The organism is Kocuria flava (assembly GCF_001482365.1).
Taxonomy (GTDB): Bacteria; Actinomycetota; Actinomycetes; order Actinomycetales; family Micrococcaceae; genus Kocuria; species Kocuria flava.
Genome location: NZ_CP013254.1, coordinates 159,829 through 174,972 on the forward strand (window position 1 = coordinate 159,829; position 15,144 = coordinate 174,972).

At 75.2% G+C, this 15,144-nt stretch carries 14 protein-coding genes and 2 riboswitches; of the genes, 9 read left to right on the forward strand and 5 right to left on the reverse strand.

The window, feature by feature from the left end; genetic code table 11:
- Positions 1-105: 105 nt before the first annotated feature.
- Positions 106-336: a hypothetical protein gene (locus AS188_RS00710; RefSeq protein WP_058857228.1), complete on the reverse strand. Its 231-nt coding sequence runs from the start codon at positions 334-336 to the stop codon at positions 106-108.
- A 159-nt stretch (positions 337-495) separates the two neighbouring features.
- Between AS188_RS00710 and AS188_RS00715 the strand changes: the two genes are divergently transcribed.
- Complete coding sequence (locus AS188_RS00715) at positions 496-1,626, forward strand: baeRF2 domain-containing protein (protein WP_058857229.1); 1,131 nt, start codon at positions 496-498, stop codon at positions 1,624-1,626.
- Between the two features lie 29 nt (positions 1,627-1,655).
- Here the strand turns inward: AS188_RS00715 and AS188_RS00720 are convergent, their stop codons facing one another.
- From AS188_RS00720 to AS188_RS00735, 4 genes are all read right to left on the reverse strand, one after another.
- Positions 1,656-3,038 carry an LLM class flavin-dependent oxidoreductase gene (locus AS188_RS00720; protein ID WP_058859630.1) on the reverse strand — a complete coding sequence of 461 codons (1,383 nt, stop codon included), beginning with the start codon at positions 3,036-3,038 and terminating at the stop codon, positions 1,656-1,658.
- Positions 3,039-3,143: 105 nt separating this feature from the next.
- Positions 3,144-3,259: riboswitch (SAM riboswitch) on the reverse strand.
- A 93-nt stretch (positions 3,260-3,352) separates the two neighbouring features.
- Positions 3,353-3,814: a CoA-binding protein gene (locus AS188_RS00725; RefSeq protein WP_058857230.1), complete on the reverse strand. Its 462-nt coding sequence runs from the start codon at positions 3,812-3,814 to the stop codon at positions 3,353-3,355.
- A gap of 58 nt (positions 3,815-3,872) precedes the next feature.
- Positions 3,873-4,553, reverse strand: a complete 681-nt coding sequence (locus AS188_RS00730; protein WP_186815364.1) for a maleylpyruvate isomerase N-terminal domain-containing protein — start codon at positions 4,551-4,553, stop codon at positions 3,873-3,875.
- Between the two features lie 147 nt (positions 4,554-4,700).
- Positions 4,701-5,924: an acyl-CoA dehydrogenase family protein gene (locus AS188_RS00735; RefSeq protein WP_058857231.1), complete on the reverse strand. Its 1,224-nt coding sequence runs from the start codon at positions 5,922-5,924 to the stop codon at positions 4,701-4,703.
- Positions 5,925-6,151: 227 nt separating this feature from the next.
- Positions 6,152-6,247: riboswitch (SAM riboswitch) on the forward strand.
- A gap of 5 nt (positions 6,248-6,252) precedes the next feature.
- On the opposite strand from AS188_RS00735, the gene AS188_RS00740 reads away from it, so the two are divergent.
- The 8 genes from AS188_RS00740 to AS188_RS00775 all read left to right on the forward strand — a co-directional run bounded on the left by AS188_RS00740 (position 6,253) and on the right by AS188_RS00775 (position 15,124).
- On the forward strand, positions 6,253-7,089 hold the full coding sequence (locus tag AS188_RS00740) for an ABC transporter ATP-binding protein (protein ID WP_058859632.1): 837 nt from the start codon (positions 6,253-6,255) through the stop codon (positions 7,087-7,089).
- A gap of 107 nt (positions 7,090-7,196) precedes the next feature.
- Positions 7,197-8,243 (forward strand): aliphatic sulfonate ABC transporter substrate-binding protein, encoded by a 1,047-nt coding sequence (locus AS188_RS00745; protein ID WP_058857232.1) that lies wholly within the window; start codon positions 7,197-7,199, stop codon positions 8,241-8,243.
- Positions 8,240-9,073, forward strand: a complete 834-nt coding sequence (locus tag AS188_RS00750) for an ABC transporter permease (protein ID WP_147050559.1) — start codon at positions 8,240-8,242, stop codon at positions 9,071-9,073. Before AS188_RS00745 ends, AS188_RS00750 begins: the two co-directional genes overlap by 4 nt.
- Positions 9,074-9,144: 71 nt before the next feature.
- The gene (locus AS188_RS00755; protein WP_058857233.1) at positions 9,145-11,271 is read left to right on the forward strand and encodes an AMP-binding protein; all 2,127 of its coding nucleotides are present in this window, start codon (positions 9,145-9,147) and stop codon (positions 11,269-11,271) included.
- A gap of 153 nt (positions 11,272-11,424) precedes the next feature.
- Positions 11,425-12,240 (forward strand): succinate dehydrogenase/fumarate reductase transmembrane subunit, encoded by an 816-nt coding sequence (locus AS188_RS00760; protein ID WP_083529110.1) that lies wholly within the window; start codon positions 11,425-11,427, stop codon positions 12,238-12,240.
- Between the two features lie 52 nt (positions 12,241-12,292).
- A complete protein-coding gene (locus AS188_RS00765; RefSeq protein ID WP_058857234.1) occupies positions 12,293-13,009 on the forward strand; it encodes a 2Fe-2S iron-sulfur cluster-binding protein in 717 nt (238 codons plus the stop codon).
- A 253-nt stretch (positions 13,010-13,262) separates the two neighbouring features.
- Positions 13,263-14,633, forward strand: coding sequence for an O-acetylhomoserine aminocarboxypropyltransferase/cysteine synthase family protein (locus AS188_RS00770; RefSeq protein ID WP_058857235.1), 1,371 nt, complete (start codon positions 13,263-13,265; stop codon positions 14,631-14,633).
- Positions 14,630-15,124, forward strand: coding sequence for a CoA-binding protein (locus AS188_RS00775; RefSeq protein WP_058857236.1), 495 nt, complete (start codon positions 14,630-14,632; stop codon positions 15,122-15,124). The genes AS188_RS00770 and AS188_RS00775 overlap by 4 nt, the downstream gene beginning before the upstream one ends.
- Positions 15,125-15,144: the final 20 nt, after the last annotated feature.

The following is a 15,144-nucleotide window of genomic DNA, read 5'->3' on the forward strand; positions in this document are numbered from 1 at the left end:
TGGATCACATTTTTCTGCGGATCGTCTTCCCGCGCACCCTCCCGGAGTCCGTCCGCGGCCCTGCCGGAGTTCCGGTCCGCGGTGGACGCGGCGGCGCCCCGCGGGTCAGGCCTGCTCGTCCTCGGGCTCCCGCAGGTCCACCTCGAGCTCCTGCTCCTCGAGGTCGGTGGGGTCGGCCTCCAGCGAGGACTCCGCCGAGCGGTCCCGCAGGTGCGCAGGCGTCTCCTCGTCGTGCTCGGCGACCTCGGGCCGCTCCGCCTCGAGGGTCTGCTCGAGGCGGTCCGCCTCGTCCGCCTCGAAGCTCGCGTCGAAGGGGGTGCCGGGTGCGTCGGTCATGACTTCCTCCTGCGTGGTGGGGCCTGCGTCCGACCGGTGCGGGCACCGGTCCTGTGCCCCCGACCCTACTCGTCCGGGCGCCGGTTCCCAGCGCCCAGGCGGTCGGATAACGTGGTCTGCACCACAGGAGAACCGCTGGACAGCTAGGGAGTTGCCACCATGACGAGCCGATTCCACCGCTACGCCGAACTGTTCAAGAGCAAGGGTCCCTGGTGCACCGTGTACACGGACATCAGCACGGGCACGGTCGACTCCCTCCACTCGATCGACGTGCTGCCCGAGAACGTCTGCCGCCGGCTCGCCGAGCAGGGGGCGAGCAAGGCCGATCTCGCCGCGGTCGAGCGGGCCGTGCGGCCGGCCGAGGGCGTGCCCGACCCCGTCTGCCGCTACCTGCTGGTGCGCGACGGCACGGTGGAGATCGACGAGGTCCTCCCCGGTCCCCTGGCCGGGCAGGGCGTGGTGCGGGTGGAGGAGGTCCCCGACCTCACCCCGCTGTTCCGCCACCGCCCGGACGACTTCCCCTACGTGGTGGCCGAGGTCGGCCGCGACGGCGGCGAGATCTGCCTCCACTGGGCCAGCCGCGTGCCCTCCACCGACGAGCAGCAGATCGAGGGCGAGACGGAGCACCTGAAGAAGTTCCCGGGCGGGGGCTGGTCCCAGGGCCGCTGGCAGCGCCACACCGAGGACGTGTGGCGGCGCAACACCGAGCAGGTCGCCGAGCAGATCGACAAGGTCGTGGCCGAGTCCGGCGCCCAGCTCGTGGTACTGGCCGGGGACCTGCGGGCCCGCGGGCTCGTGGAGGACCAGCTCTCCAAGGCCAGCCGGGCGATGCTCAGCACGATCGACGCGAACACCCGCGCCGAGGGCAGCCGTTCCGCGGACCTGGAGCACCAGGTCGAGGAGCGGGTCGCCGAGGTGATCGCCCACCGCCAGCAGGAGCTGCTCGAGCGGCTGGCCCAGCAGCAGAACCGCCCCGAGCCCACGGCGGTCTCCGGGGTCGCCCCGGTGGTGCGGGCCCTGCAGCAGGCGCAGGCCGAGACCGTCCTGCTGGACGACACGCACCTGGACACCGAGCAGGAGCTGCTGGCCCTGGACGCCGAGCCGTGGATCGCGCTCGAGGCCTCGGAGGCCGTGGGCGCCGGGGTGCTCGGGCCCGTGCCGGCCGACGCCGCGCTGGTGCGCGCGGCGGTGCTCACCGACGGACGGCCCGTGTTCGTGCCCCCGGGCGCGCTGCCGCACGGGACCGACGTCGCCGCGCTGCTGCGCTGGGGCGCCGCCCCCACGGGCTGAGGCCGGTGCCCGCGGACGCGGCCTGCGCTTCAGACGAGCTCGCGGGCGGGGGTGTCGGCCGCGGAGGGCTGCCCGGCGTAGGCGCCGCGGTAGCGGGCGGCGGGGTGGGTGTCGAGGACCTTGGTCTGCCCGGCGCCGTAGAGGTTCTCCCGCAGCGTGGTGCCCTCGTAGGCGGTGCGGTAGCGCCCGCGCTTCTGCAGCTCGGGGACCACCCACTCGACGAAGTCCTCGAAGGAGCCCGGGGAGACGTGGTAGGCGAGGTTGATCCCGTCCAGCCCGCCCTCGTCGATCCACCGCTCGAGCTCGTCGGCGACCGTCTGCGGGGACCCGACGACCGGCACGCCCATCCCGCCCATGGAGATGTGCTTGGCGACCTCCCGGACGGTCCACTTCTTGTTCGGGTCCGCGGTGGTGAACGGGGTGAGGAAGGACTGGATGGACTCCGTCCGGACGTACTCCAGGACGTCGTCCTCGTCGAAGCGGCCCAGGTCCACCCCGGACCAGCCGCCCACCAGGCCCAGCGCGCCGTCGGTGTCCGCGTAGCGCTCGTAGTCCCGGCGCTTCTGCTCGGCCTTGGCGTCCGTCTCGTCGACGATCACGTGCAGCATCGCGAAGATCTTCAGGTCCTCCCGGCGCCGGCCGTGGGCCTCGGCCTCGTCGCGCAGCCGGTCGGTGACCGCGCGGGTGAGGTCCGGGCGGATGCCGCCGACGAACACGGCCTCGGCGTGGCGGCCCGCGAAGGCGCGCCCGCGGGAGGAGGCCCCGGCCTGGAAGATCAGCGGGGTGCGCTGGGGGGAGGGCTCGGTGAGGCCGATGCCCGGGACGTCGAAGTACTTGCCGTGGTGCCGGATGGGGTGCACGAGGGCGGGGTCGGCGAAGACGCCGCCGGCGCGGTCGCGCTTGACCGCGCCGTCCTCCCAGGAGCCCTCCCACAGCTTGTAGCAGACGTCCATGAACTCCTCGGCGATCTCGTAGCGCTCGTCGTGGGAGATCTGGTCCGTCAGCCCGTGGTTCTCCGCCGCGGACTTCAGGTACGAGGTGACCACGTTGAAGCCGACCCGGCCCCGGGTCAGGTGGTCGAGGGTCGCGAACCTCCGGGCCAGGGGGTAGGGCTGCTCGTAGGTGATCGCGCTGGTGATGCCGAAGCCCAGGTGCTTCGTGACGGCCGCCATCGCGGAGACGTGCATGAACGGGTCGTTGACCGGGATCTGCGTGGCGTCCTTGATCACCGGCGCCGCCGAGTTCCGGTAGACGTCGTAGTAGCCGACGACGTCCGCGAGGAACATCGCGTCGAACAGGCCCCGCTCGAGCAGCTGGGCGACGTCCGTCCAGTACTCGAGGGTGTTGTACTCGTCCGCCCGCGACCGCGGGTGCTTCCACAGGCCGGGGGCCTGGTGGCCGACGCAGGACATGTCGAAGGCGTTCAGGGCGATGCGCTTGCTCACGGAGATCCTCCAGCTCGGTGCTTCCCCGCGCCCGTGCGTCCTGGGACCTGCTCGCGGGTCTGACGCCCGCGGGCGCCGTACTTGCCGGGGCGCACCTGACGCCACGGCCCGATGTTCATCTGGGGCACCCCGCTACGGGAGAGGGTTGCCGCCCGACCAGCCAGAGCTTCGCGTCGGGTCTCATCATCGTTCGTGCTGCGGGCCAGCCTAGCGGCCCCGACCGGGGGGTGCGCAACCATCGGGGTCCCCCGGCCGCCGCGGGCGGGTCCTCGGCGGCGTGCTCAGGGGCGGGCCAGCGGGGGCGTGCGGGCGGGGTCGAGGGTCCACCCGGCGTCCAGCCGGGCGCGCAGCTCGATGAGCGGGCAGGTGTCCATCACGACGTCCAGGCCCGCCTCCTCGGCCCGGGCCGCGGCGGCGCGGTCCACGACGCCGAGCTGCAGCCACACCGCCCGCGCCCCGGCGGCGAGCGCCTGGTCCACGACCGCGCCGACGCGGCGGGAGTTCACGAAGCAGTCGACGACGTCGAGGGGCGGCGGGACCTCCGCGAGCGTGCGGAAGCCGGGCTCGCCGTGGACGTCCTCGCCGCGGGGGTTGACGGGCACCACGGTCATCCCGAGCTCGTCGCGGATCCGCCGCGCCACCGAGTGGGCGGGCCGGGTGCGGTTGCGGCTCAGGCCCACGACGGCCCAGCGGGCCGGCTCGGTGAGGAGGCGGTCGATGACGGCGGGGTCGTTGATCGTCATGGCCCCATCCTCCTCCTCCGGGCCCGGGCGGGCGAGGACCCCGGGACCGGAAGGCGGGTCAGCGCAGCAGCGGCAGGTCCCGGGCGCGCTCGCCCAGCAGGGCGCGCTCCTCGTCGGTGGGCTCGGCGCGGCCGGTGCCGATGCGGGCGAAGTGCTCGTCGCTCCAGTGCTCGAGCGGCTCGCGGCCCCACAGCTCGGTGAGCACGCGGCGCACCTCGGCGAGCCCGTCCGCCGAGGGCCCGGGGGTGCCGTCGAGGTGGCGGATGAGGTCCAGGTGGCGCACGGTCGTGGCGACGGCGAGGGTGCTCAGGAGGTCCTCGACCCGCAGCACGTGGCCCTCGGTGCGCACCGCGGCGCCGGCGCCGGCGTGCCCGGCCGCGTGGGCGGCGGCCCGCACGGTCGCGGCGTGCAGCTCGCGCAGCCGCTCCCAGTCGCGCACCAGCGCGGCCGCGACGCGGTCGGCGCGCCGGTCCTCGGCGTCCCGGACGGGGTCGTGCTCGCGCTCGGCCCAGTAGCTCACGGCGTCGCGGTCCGGCCGGGCCGTGGTGGGGGTGTGCAGGGCGACCAGCGCCCGGCGGGCGTCCTCGAGGCCGTGGTGGACGAGGTCGCGCACCGCCCAGCCGGTGCGGCCGGTGGCCGCCCAGGAGTCGTCGTCGCCGAGGCCGTCCAGGGCGGCCCCGAAGGCCGCCCAGCTCTCCCGCACCAGGTCCGCCCGCACCGGGCCGCTCCGGGTCGTCATGGGTCCATGGTGACAGGGCGGGCGGACCGGGTCCATGCACGGACCGGGTCGTTGCGCGCCCGCCGCGTCGTCGCCCCCGGGGACGGAACGTCCCGGGCCGGTCCGCGGGCACGCTCCGCCGCCCCGGGCCGGTCCCCGGGGGAGGCCTCAGGCGCCCGCCGCGGCGATCTCCCCGATGGCGGTGAGCCCGGCCATGGGCGTGCCGTTGACGCGGTGGTCGCCCACGATCCGGGCCTTGAAGACGGTGGGGTTGTGGGTGGCCACCGTGCGGGCGTTGCGCCAGTACCGGTCCAGCAGCCGGGAGCGGGAGACGGCCGAGGCGCCCAGGACGTCGAACATCCCGCCCGTGACGGCCTCGACGAGCGGGGGCACCACGACCTGGGCCTGCTGCACCGCCAGCTCGCAGCGGTCGGTCACCGCGACCGCGTCCTCGTCGGGGGCCGCCCGGCCCACGGGCCCGAGCGCGGCGTCGAGCTCCCGGGCCGCCTCGAGCACGGTCGCCCGCGCGGCGAAGGCCTTGGCCGAGAGCTGCCCGACCAGCTGCAGGATCAGGGGGTCCTCCCGGAACAGCACGCCCGAACCGGTGCTGAACCCGCGCGTGCGGGCCGCGACCAGCTCCCCGGTGCGCTCGACGGCGGCCAGGGCGATGCCGGCCTGCACGGCCAGCAGCACCAGCTGGAACACCGCGGTCTCCTGGGTCGCGCTGCCGTCGCGGAACCGGACGTGGTCGGCGGGCACCACGACGTCCGTGAACACGGACGTGCCCGTGCCGGTGAGGCGCTGGCCGAAGCCGTCCCAGTCGTCGCGCAGCTCCACGCCCGGTGCGCCGGCGCGCACGAACGCGTGGGAGCGCCGGTCCTCCCCCGGCACCTGGGCGGTGACCTGGATCCAGTCGGCGAAGATCGAGCCCGTGCTGTAGAACTTCTCCCCGGTCAGCGACCAGCTCCCGTCCGGGCGCGGCACCAGGGTCGTCTCCGCGGTGCCGACGACGGCGCGCCCGCGCTCGGTCGCGGCGTTGCCGACGATCTCGCCCGCGGCGACCCGCGGGTACCACAGCGCCTGCTGGGCGGGCTCCCGGTCGATGCTGGCCACGAAGCCGAAGTGGGAGCGGTAGACGTGGGCCACGTTGGAGTCCGCGGCCGCCAGCTCGATCAGCAGCCGGGTCAGCTGCGCCCACGAGGCCCCGCGGCCGCCGGCCTCGACCGGCAGCAGCAGCGCGCCGAAGCGCAGCTCGTTGAGCCGGGCCACGGGCTCGAAGGGCAGGACGCGCTCGGCCTCCCGCTGCTCGGCCCCGGCCGCGATCTGCGCGAGGACCGGGCGGAACTGCTCCAGGAGGGCGTCGGTGGTGGGCTGCGGGGCGGCTGCGGCCATGGCGGGGCTCCTCGGGACGTCGGCGCGGGCGGGCCTCCAGCCAAGGCCGCGGGCCGGACCGGGGCCAAGACCGTGACGCGCCGCGGCGGGCGCCGGCCCGCCCGCCGCCACACGGCGTCACACGGGCCCTCCCGTGGTATCGCGCGCGCCGCTCCGAGGTGCGCCGCGGGGCCGGCCGGGGCCGGCCCGATTTGCGCCAGGCGCCCCGGCGTCGTTCAATGACGCCGTAACCATCCGGAGCGGCTGAGAGACCTGGCTCGTCGACGTCGCAGCAACCGGCACGGGATCCCCGTGCGAGGTGCTAATGCCAGGACCGATGGAGCTGATCATGAGCACTTCGCTGCTGTCCCGCGCCGGAGCCCCGGCGCCCGCCGCCACCGCGGGCCCCGCCGTCCCGGTCGCCTTCGAGCACGTCGGGAAGGCCTTCGGCACCGGCGCCGCCGCCCAGCACGTGCTCCACGACGTCGACTTCACGGCCCGCGCCGGCGAGGTCGTCGCGGTCCTCGGCCCCTCCGGCTGCGGCAAGTCCACGCTGCTGCGCGCCGCCGCGGGCCTCGACACCGCCACCGCCGGGCGCGTGCTCATCGACGGCACGCCCGTGGCCGGGACCGACCCGCGGTGCGCGGTCGCGTTCCAGGAGCCGCGGCTGCTGCCGTGGCGCTCCGTGCGCGAGAACGTCCGGCTGGGCCTGCCCCGCGGGCTGCCCCGGGACGAGGGCGACGCGGTCGTCGACGACCTGATCGGCCTGGTGGGTCTCTCCGCCCACGCCGGCCACCGGCCCCGGGAGATCTCCGGGGGCATGGCCCAGCGCGCCTCCCTGGCCCGGGCCCTGGCCCGCACCCCGGGCGTGCTGCTGCTCGACGAGCCCTTCGGCGCGCTCGACGCCCTCACCCGGCTGCGGATGCAGGACCTGCTGCTGACGGTCCACGCCGCCCGCCCCACCACCGTCCTGCTCGTCACCCACGACGTCGACGAGGCCCTGCAGCTCGCCGACCGCGTGCTGGTGCTCGGCCGCACCGGCCCGGCCGCCCCGGCCGGGGTGCGCACCGTCCTCGAGGTCCCCGGCGAGCGCCCCCGCGACCGCGGCTCCGAGGTCCTCGCCGAGCTGCGCGTCCGGCTGCTCGGCGACCTGGGCGTCGACGCCCACTCCGCGCCCGGCCGCTGAGCCCGCCCGCACCCCGTTCCGCCCCGCACTCCCGTTCCCGCGCCGGGCGCGGACGGGCGCCGCCGCGCCCGCTCCGTGCCCGCCCGCACCGCACGAAAGGTCCTCCCATGCCCCAGCGCCCCGCCCTGAAGCTGCCCGCCCTCGCCGCGGTCCTGGCCCTCGGCCTCACCGGCTGCATGGCCGGTGAGGGCTCCGGCGAGCCGGCCGCCCAGGCCGCCGGCGAGGACACCGTCGTCGTCGACTGGGCCACCTACAACCCGCTGTCCGTGGTGGTCAAGGAGAAGGGCTGGCTCGAGGCCGCACTCGCCGAGGACGGCACGGAGGTCGAGTGGGTGCAGTCTGCCGGGTCCAACAAGGCCAACGAGGCGCTGCGCGCGGGCGCGGTCGACGTCGGCTCCACCGCCGGCTCCGCCGCCCTGCTGGCCCGCAGCAACGGCTCGCCCATCAAGGTCGTCGACCTCTACTCCCAGCCCGAGTGGTCCGCGCTGGTCACGACCCCGGGAACGGGCGTGGACGACGTCGCGGACCTCGCGGGCCGCACCGTGGCCGCGACCAAGGGCACCGACCCGTACTTCTTCCTCCTCCAGGCGCTGGAGGGGGCCGGGGTGGACCCGGCCGAGGTGACCGTCCAGAACCTCCAGCACGCCGACGGCCGGGCCGCCCTCGAGAACGGGCAGGTCGACGCGTGGGCGGGACTGGACCCGATCATGGCCGCGGCGGAGCAGGACGGCGCGCAGCTGTTCCACCGCGACGTCGACCTCAACACCTACGGCTTCCTCAACGCCCGCGAGGACTTCCTCGAGGAGCAGCCCGAGACCGCGCAGACCGTGGTGGACGTCTACGCCTACGCCCGCGACTGGGCGCTGGCCCACCCCGAGGAGACGGCGCGGCTGCTCGCCGACGCCGCCGGCATCGAGCTGCCCGTGGCCGAGACGGTCCTCGGGCGCACCTCCCTGGACATCGACCACGTCCCCGGCGAGCAGCAGCTGGCCGTGCTGGAGCGGGTCGGGCCGATCTTCGTGGCCTCCGACGACGTGGCCGACCAGGCGAGCATCGACGAGGCGCTGGCCTCGATCGTGGAGCCCTCCCTCGCCGAGGACGCCGACGCCTCCCGCGTGGCCGGGGCGATCGAGGCCGCGGAGCAGCAGCGGTGAGCCGCGACCTCGCCGCCCCGCAGGGGCCCTCCCCCACGGCCGACGACGACGCCCCCGCGGCCCCCGCCGCGGCGCGGACCCGTCCGCTGCTGCGGGCCGGGCTGGGGCTGGTGCTGCCGGCGGCGCTGCTGGTGCTGTGGCACGTGCTGTCCACCGCCGGGGTGTTCAGCCCCGTGCAGCTGCCCCCGCCCCTGGCCGTGCTCGAGGCCGGGGCGGCGCTGCTGGCGAGCGGCGACCTGTGGACCCACGTGGGCATCTCGACCCAGCGCGTGCTCCTGGGCTTCCTCATCGGCGCCGGGCTCGGCCTGGCCGCGGGCTCGTTCATCGGCCTCTCCCGGTGGGGCGCCGTCCTGGTCGGCCCGACCGTCGGGGCCTTCCGCGCCGTGCCGTCCCTGGCCTGGGTGCCGCTGCTGCTGCTGTGGATCGGACTCGGCGAGGACTCGAAGGTCGTGCTCGTGGCCATCGGCGCGTTCTTCCCCGTGTACACGACGGTCGCGGCGGCGCTGCGCCACGTGGACCGCACCCTGGTCGAGGCCGCCCGCGCGTTCGGCCTGCACGGGCTGCGGCTGCTGACCACCGTGCAGCTGCCGGCGGTGCTGCCCTCGGTCGTCTCGGGCCTGCGCCTGGCCCTGGCCCAGGCGTGGCTGTTCCTCGTGGCCGCCGAGCTGCTGGGGGCGTCCATGGGCCTGGGCTTCCTGCTCACCGACTCCCAGAACAACGGCCGCACCGACCGGCTGCTGCTGGCCATCGTGCTGCTCGCCGTGCTCGGCAAGGCCTCGGACGCGCTGCTGGGCGTGTTCGAGCGCTGGGCCGGCCGGCGCTGGACGTGAGGACACGTCCCGGACATCCGCACCTGCGAGGGTGGGAACTCCCCCGCACGACCGACGAAGGACCGCACACCGTGAGCTTCAGCTGGAGCGACCCGCACGCCCCCACCCCCAACCCCGCGCTCGTCTCGGACGAGGCCCGGGTCGCCTTCTGGGAGACCCAGGCCTCCCGCCTGGACTGGGCCGAGCCCTGGCGCACCGCGCACCGCTTCGAGCGGCCGCGGCGGATCGGCGAGGACGAGGACGGCAGCCCGACGTGGTCGGTGCCCGAGATCGCCTGGTTCGAGGGCGGGAAGCTCAACGTGGCCCACAACTGCGTGGACCGCCACGTCGAGGCCGGCCGCGGCGCCCACGTGGCCCTGTACTTCGAGGGCGAGCCCGGCGACCGCCTCGTCTACACCTACGCCGACCTGCAGCGGGAGGTCGCCCGGGCCGCCCACGCCCTCACCGCCCTGGGGGTGGAGCAGGGCGACCGCGTGGTGATCTACCTGCCCGTGATCCCCGAGACCGTGATCATCACCCTGGCCTGCGCCCGGATCGGCGCCGTGCACTCGCTGGTCTTCGGCGGCTTCTCCGCCGAGGCCCTGCGCTTCCGGGTGGAGGACACCGGGGCGAAGGTCCTGGTCACCACGGACGGCCAGCACCGGCGCGGGGCCGTGGTGCCGGTCAAGGCCGTCGCCGACGAGGCCTGCAGCGGCGAGAACGCGATCGAGCACGTCGTCGTCGTCCGCCGCACCTCCCGGCCCGGCCGCGCGGACCTGCCGCGGGGCACCCGCGGGGTGCGCTCCAAGGAGGAGGACGCCGTCCCGTGGACGCCCGGGCGGGACGTGTGGTGGCACCAGCTGATCGCCGACCGGCCGGAGGTCCACGAGGCGCAGGCCTTCGACGCCGAGACGCCGCTGTTCATCATCTACACCTCCGGGACCACGGGGAAGCCCAAGGGCCTGGTGCACACGATGGGCGGCTACCTCGTGCAGGCCGCCTACACCCACGCGCTGCTGTTCGACCTGCTGCCCGACGTCGAGGACGAGGACGGCGTGCCGCGCCCGGACGAGCTCTCCGCGGTCAACGACCCCGCGAAGGTGGACGCGACCGTCCACTGGTGCACCGCCGACCTCGCGTGGGTCACCGCGCACACCTACGAGATCTACGGCCCGCTGGTCAACGGCGTCACCGAGGTGATCTACGAGGGCACCCCGAACACCCCGCACTGGGGCCGGCACTTCGAGGTCATCGAGCGCTACGGCGTGACCGCCTACTACACGGCCCCCACGCTGATCCGTTCCCTCATGGGCGCGTTCCCCAAGGGCGTGCCCCCGCTGTACAACCTGAACTCGATCCGGCTGCTGGGCTCGGTGGGCGAGTCGATCAACCCGGAGGCCTGGCGCTGGCTGCGGGCCCAGGTGGGACGGGACGAGGTTCCGTTCGTGGACACGTGGTGGCAGTCCGAGACCGGCGCCACCGTGATGTCCCCCCGCCCGCACGACCCGCAGTTCGCCCCGCCCGGCACCTTCCCCCCCGGCACCCCGCGCACCGCGCCCAAGCCGGGCTGCGCCACCCGGGCGGTCCCGGGGATCTCCACGCGCGTGGTCGACGAGGACGGGGCCCCCGTGCCCCCCGGGGTGCAGGGCTTCGTGGTGGTCGACGCGATCGGCCCCTCGATGGCGCGCACCGTGTGGGGCGACCCGCAGCGCTACCTCTCCTCCTACTGGCAGGCCTACGCCGAGCAGGGCTGGTTCCTCGCCGGGGACGGCGCCCGCTGCGACGAGGAGGGGGACATCTACATCCTGGGCCGGGTCGACGACGTCATCAACGTCTCCGGGCACCGGCTGTCCACGATCGAGATCGAGTCGGCGCTGGTCACCCACCCGTGGGTGGTCGAGGCCGGGGCGGCGCCGGTGCGCGACGAGCTGACCGGCCACGCCGTGCTCGCCTTCGTCGTGCCCACCCGGGAGGGGGCGCAGGCCCCGGCCGAGGAGCTGACCCGGGTCCTGCGGGAGCACGTGGCCCGGGAGATCGGCCCGATCGCCAAGCCCAGGGCGGTCGTGGCGGTCCCCGACCTGCCCAAGACCCGCTCCGGGAAGATCACCCGCCGCCTGCTCGCCCAGCTGTGGGACGGGCAGGAGCTGGGCGACCGCTCCTCCCTCCAGAACGAGGAGGCCCTCGAGCACATCGCGGGGATCCTCGCCGCCCGGCCCTAGCCCGCACCCGCACCGCCCCACCCCGGACGCCGAGGGGCGGCGTTCGGCGGCTCCGCGCACCCCGGAGCCGCCGATAGCCGCTCCTCGGCGCCGGGGGAAGCGGATGTGACCCCACATTGAGACGTGTGACGTCCTTCCGGGGCGGCTCCTAGGATGAATGCCGTGACCGACTCCCCCGCCCCCGCGACCGACCGCGCCCGCCCGCCGGCGCCGCCGGCCGCCCCCGCGCGCCCGCGGCTGCCGGAGCTGCCCGCGCTGCGCGCGCTGCCCGGCCTGTCCGCGGTGCCGACCCCCGACGTGAAGCTGGCGATGGCCGGCTCCGGTGCCGTGTTCTCCGGCTACGTGCTGGTCCACATGCTCGGGAACCTGAAGGTCTACCAGGGCCCGGAGAAGTTCGACGCCTACGCCGAGCTGCTGCGCACCGCCGGGGCCCCCGTGCTGCCGCGCGGGACCCTGCTGTGGGGGGCCCGCGCGGTCCTGACCGCGAGCCTGCTCGCCCACGCCGGCGGGGCCGCCGTCCTCACGGTCCGGGCCCGGCGGGCCAACGGGACGCTGCTGCCCCGCCGGGGCCGCCGCCCCCGGGGCCGCCGCCGCTCCCCGTGGGCGGTCGCCAAGCGCTCGATGCGCAGCACCGGCGGGGTGCTCGGGCTGTTCACGCTCTTCCACGTCCTGGACCTCACCCTCGGCGCCCGCCCCGCGGCCTCGCGGGACTTCGCCCCCGGCAGCGCCCACGCCAACCTGGTCGCGAGCCTGTCCCGCCCCCCGGTGGCCGCCGCCTACGCCCTGGCCATGGCCGCGCTCGCCGCCCACCTCGTCCACGGCATCCCCGAGATCGCCCACGACACCGGCCTGGCCGGCACGCCCGCCGCCCAGCGGCGGCTGCGGATCGCGGCCGCCGCCCTCGGCGCGGCGGTCGCCGCCGGCAACACGACGATCCCGGTGGCCGTGCTGACCGGCCGGGTCCGCTGACCCGCCCCGGGACGCCCCGAACCACGCTGCGAGACGACAAGGACCTGACCGCGTGAGCACCTTCTGCCTGACCGTCGACGTCTGGCGCCAGCCCGCCCCCGACGCCCCCGGAGCGTTCGAGACCCACGAGGTCCCCGACGCCCGCCCCGAGATGACCGTCCTCGAGCTGCTGGACCGGGTCAACGCCCTCCGGGAGGCCGGGGGCCTGGACCCGGTCGCCTTCGACGACGGCTGCCGGGAGGGGGTCTGCGGCAAGTGCGGGGTCACCGTCGACGGCGTGGCCCACGGGCCCGAGCGCAACGCCGCCAGCTGCATGCAGCACCTGGGCGCCTACCGGGACGGGGACCGGGTGCGGATCGAGCCCCTGCGCGCCGCGTCCCTGCCGGTGAAGCAGGACCTGTCCGTGGACAAGAAGGCCCTGCGCCGGGTGGCCAAGGCCGCGAAGTTCCCGGTGGCCATGAAGGCCCTCGCCAACGGCGGGTGCATCAGCTGCGGGGCCTGCATCTCCTCGTGCCCCAACGGCTCCGGGCAGCTGTTCGTGGGCACGATGCTCAAGGAGCTGCCGCCGCTGGCCCGCACCGAGGACGAGCGGCGCGAGCGCTCCGCGAAGGTGCTGGCCGCCGCCGAGGAGGAGTTCGGCCCGTGCTCGCTGCTGGGCGACTGCGTCGAGGTCTGCCCGGCGGGGCTGCCGGTCGAGAACCTCTCCGCGGTGGCCCGGGAGAACCTGCGCGCGCGCTTCGGGCGCCGGGACGCCCCGGCCGGGGACTGAACGGCCGCCGCGCCGGTCACCGCACGACATCCCCGGTTGGCGCCGGACGCCCCGGACGACGACAATGGGGAGCAGCCATCCCGAGCGGCCGAGAGACCTGGATCGACGACGCCGCAGCAACCGAGGCCGACGTCGCAGGCCCCACGGTGCTACCGCCAGGACCGATGGAGCAGCGCGCTCCCGGCCCCCGCCGGGATCCTCCTCCGCCCCGGGACCGACCAGCGGCACGACTCGCACGAGGAGCACCCTCCCCATGGCCGACCACCAGTTCGGGTTCCGCACCCGCGCCCTGCACGCCGGGGGCACCCCCGACGCCGAGCACGGCGCCCGGGCGGTCCCGATCTACCAGTCCAGTTCGTTCGTCTTCAAGGACGCCGACGACGCCGCGAACCTGTTCGCGCTGCAGAAGTACGGCAACATCTACTCGCGCATCGGCAACCCGACCGTCGCGGCCTTCGAGGAGCGCATCGCCTCCCTCGAGGGCGGGATCGGCGCCGTGGCCACCGCCTCCGGCATGGCCGCCGAGTTCCTCACCTTCGCGGCGCTCGCCCAGGCCGGGGACCACCTCGTGGCCTCCGCCCAGCTCTACGGCGGCACCGTCACCCAGCTCGACGTCACCCTGCGCCGCTTCGGCGTGGAGACGACCTTCGTGCCCGGCACCGACCCGGAGGACTACCGGGCCGCGCTGCGCCCGAACACCAAGGCCGTCTACACCGAGATCGTGGCCAACCCCTCCGGGGAGATCGCCGACCTCGAGGGCCTCGCCGCGGTCGCCCACGACGCCGGCGTGCCCCTGGTCGTCGACGCGACCCTCACCCCGCCCTACCTGATCCGGCCGCTGGAGCACGGTGCGGACATCGTCATCCACTCCGCCACGAAGTTCCTGGGCGGCCACGGCACCACGCTGGGCGGCGTCGTCGTCGAGTCGGGGCGATTCGACTGGGGCAACGGGAACTTCCCGTCCATGACGGAGCCCGTGGCCTCCTACAACGGCGTGTCCTGGTGGGGGAACTTCGGCGAGTACGGCTTCCTCACGAAGCTGCGCTCGGAGCAGCTGCGGGACATCGGCCCGGCCCTGTCCCCGCAGTCCGCGTGGAACCTGCTGCAGGGCGTCGAGACGCTGCCCCAGCGCATGGACGCCCACCTGGCCAACGCGAAGGTTGTGGCCCGCTGGCTCGACGAGGACCCCCGCATCGCCTACGTCAACTACGCGGGCCTGCCGGGCCACCCCCACCACGAGCGGGCGCAGCAGTACCTGCCGCTGGGCGTGGGCTCCGTGTTCTCCTTCGGCGTGGTCTCCACCGAGCAGCTGAGCGGGCGGCAGGTCGGCGCGCGGTTCATCGAGGCCCTGCAGCTGGCCAGCCACCTGGCGAACATCGGCGACGCCCGCACCCTGATCCTGCACCCGGGCTCGACCACCCACCAGCAGCTCACCGCCGAGCAGCTGCTGCAGGGCGGCGTGGGCGAGGACCTGATCCGCATCTCCGTGGGCATCGAGGACGTCGAGGACATCCTGTGGGACCTCGACCAGGCGCTCACCGCCGCGACCGGGCTGACCCGCGAGGACCCCGCCCCCGCCCCCGCCGCCGATCCGGCGCCCGCCCCCGAAGGAGCACTCCGATGACCGCCGAGCCCCGCACCTGGACCGGGCCCTCCGCCCCGGAGCGGCTGAACATCCTGCGCCGCACCGGGTCGATCGCCATCGTGGGCGCCTCGAACAAGCCCTCCCGGGCCTCCTACTTCGTGGCGACCTACCTGCAGTCCTCGTCCCCGTACCGGGTCTACTTCGTCAACCCCGTGGTCGACGAGATCCTGGGGCAGCCGGTGTACAGGTCCCTGGCCGACCTGCCGGAGACCCCGGACCTGGTCGACGTCTTCCGCAAGCACGACGACCTGCCGGGCGTGGCCCGCGAGGCCGTCGAGGCCGGGGCCGGGACGCTGTGGCTGCAGCTGGGCTCCTGGCACGAGGAGGCCGCCGCGATCGCCGAGGACGCCGGGCTGGACGTGGTGATGGACCGCTGCGTGAAGATCGAGCACGCCCGCTTCCACGGCGGCCTGCACCTGGCCGGCTTCAACACCGGGGTGATCTCGGCGAAGCGCCAGGTCCTCGCCTGAGACCGGCCCCGGCGCGCCGA

Bases quoted from the DNA above. Each gene is read 5' to 3' on its own strand.
- AS188_RS00775 (WP_058857236.1), top strand. From the start codon at position 14,630: ATGACCGCCGAGCCCCGCACCTGGACCGGGCCCTCCGCCCCGGAGCGG.
- AS188_RS00745 (WP_058857232.1), top strand. From the start codon at position 7,197: ATGCCCCAGCGCCCCGCCCTGAAGCTGCCCGCCCTCGCCGCGGTCCTG.
- AS188_RS00730 (WP_186815364.1), bottom strand. From the start codon at position 4,553: ATGACGACCCGGAGCGGCCCGGTGCGGGCGGACCTGGTGCGGGAGAGC.
- AS188_RS00770 (WP_058857235.1), top strand. From the start codon at position 13,263: ATGGCCGACCACCAGTTCGGGTTCCGCACCCGCGCCCTGCACGCCGGG.
- AS188_RS00715 (WP_058857229.1), top strand. From the start codon at position 496: ATGACGAGCCGATTCCACCGCTACGCCGAACTGTTCAAGAGCAAGGGT.
- AS188_RS00720 (WP_058859630.1), bottom strand. From the start codon at position 3,038: ATGTCCTGCGTCGGCCACCAGGCCCCCGGCCTGTGGAAGCACCCGCGG.
- AS188_RS00725 (WP_058857230.1), bottom strand. From the start codon at position 3,814: ATGACGATCAACGACCCCGCCGTCATCGACCGCCTCCTCACCGAGCCG.
- AS188_RS00735 (WP_058857231.1), bottom strand. From the start codon at position 5,924: ATGGCCGCAGCCGCCCCGCAGCCCACCACCGACGCCCTCCTGGAGCAG.
- AS188_RS00710 (WP_058857228.1), bottom strand. From the start codon at position 336: ATGACCGACGCACCCGGCACCCCCTTCGACGCGAGCTTCGAGGCGGAC.
- AS188_RS00760 (WP_083529110.1), top strand. From the start codon at position 11,425: ATGAATGCCGTGACCGACTCCCCCGCCCCCGCGACCGACCGCGCCCGC.
- AS188_RS00740 (WP_058859632.1), top strand. From the start codon at position 6,253: ATGAGCACTTCGCTGCTGTCCCGCGCCGGAGCCCCGGCGCCCGCCGCC.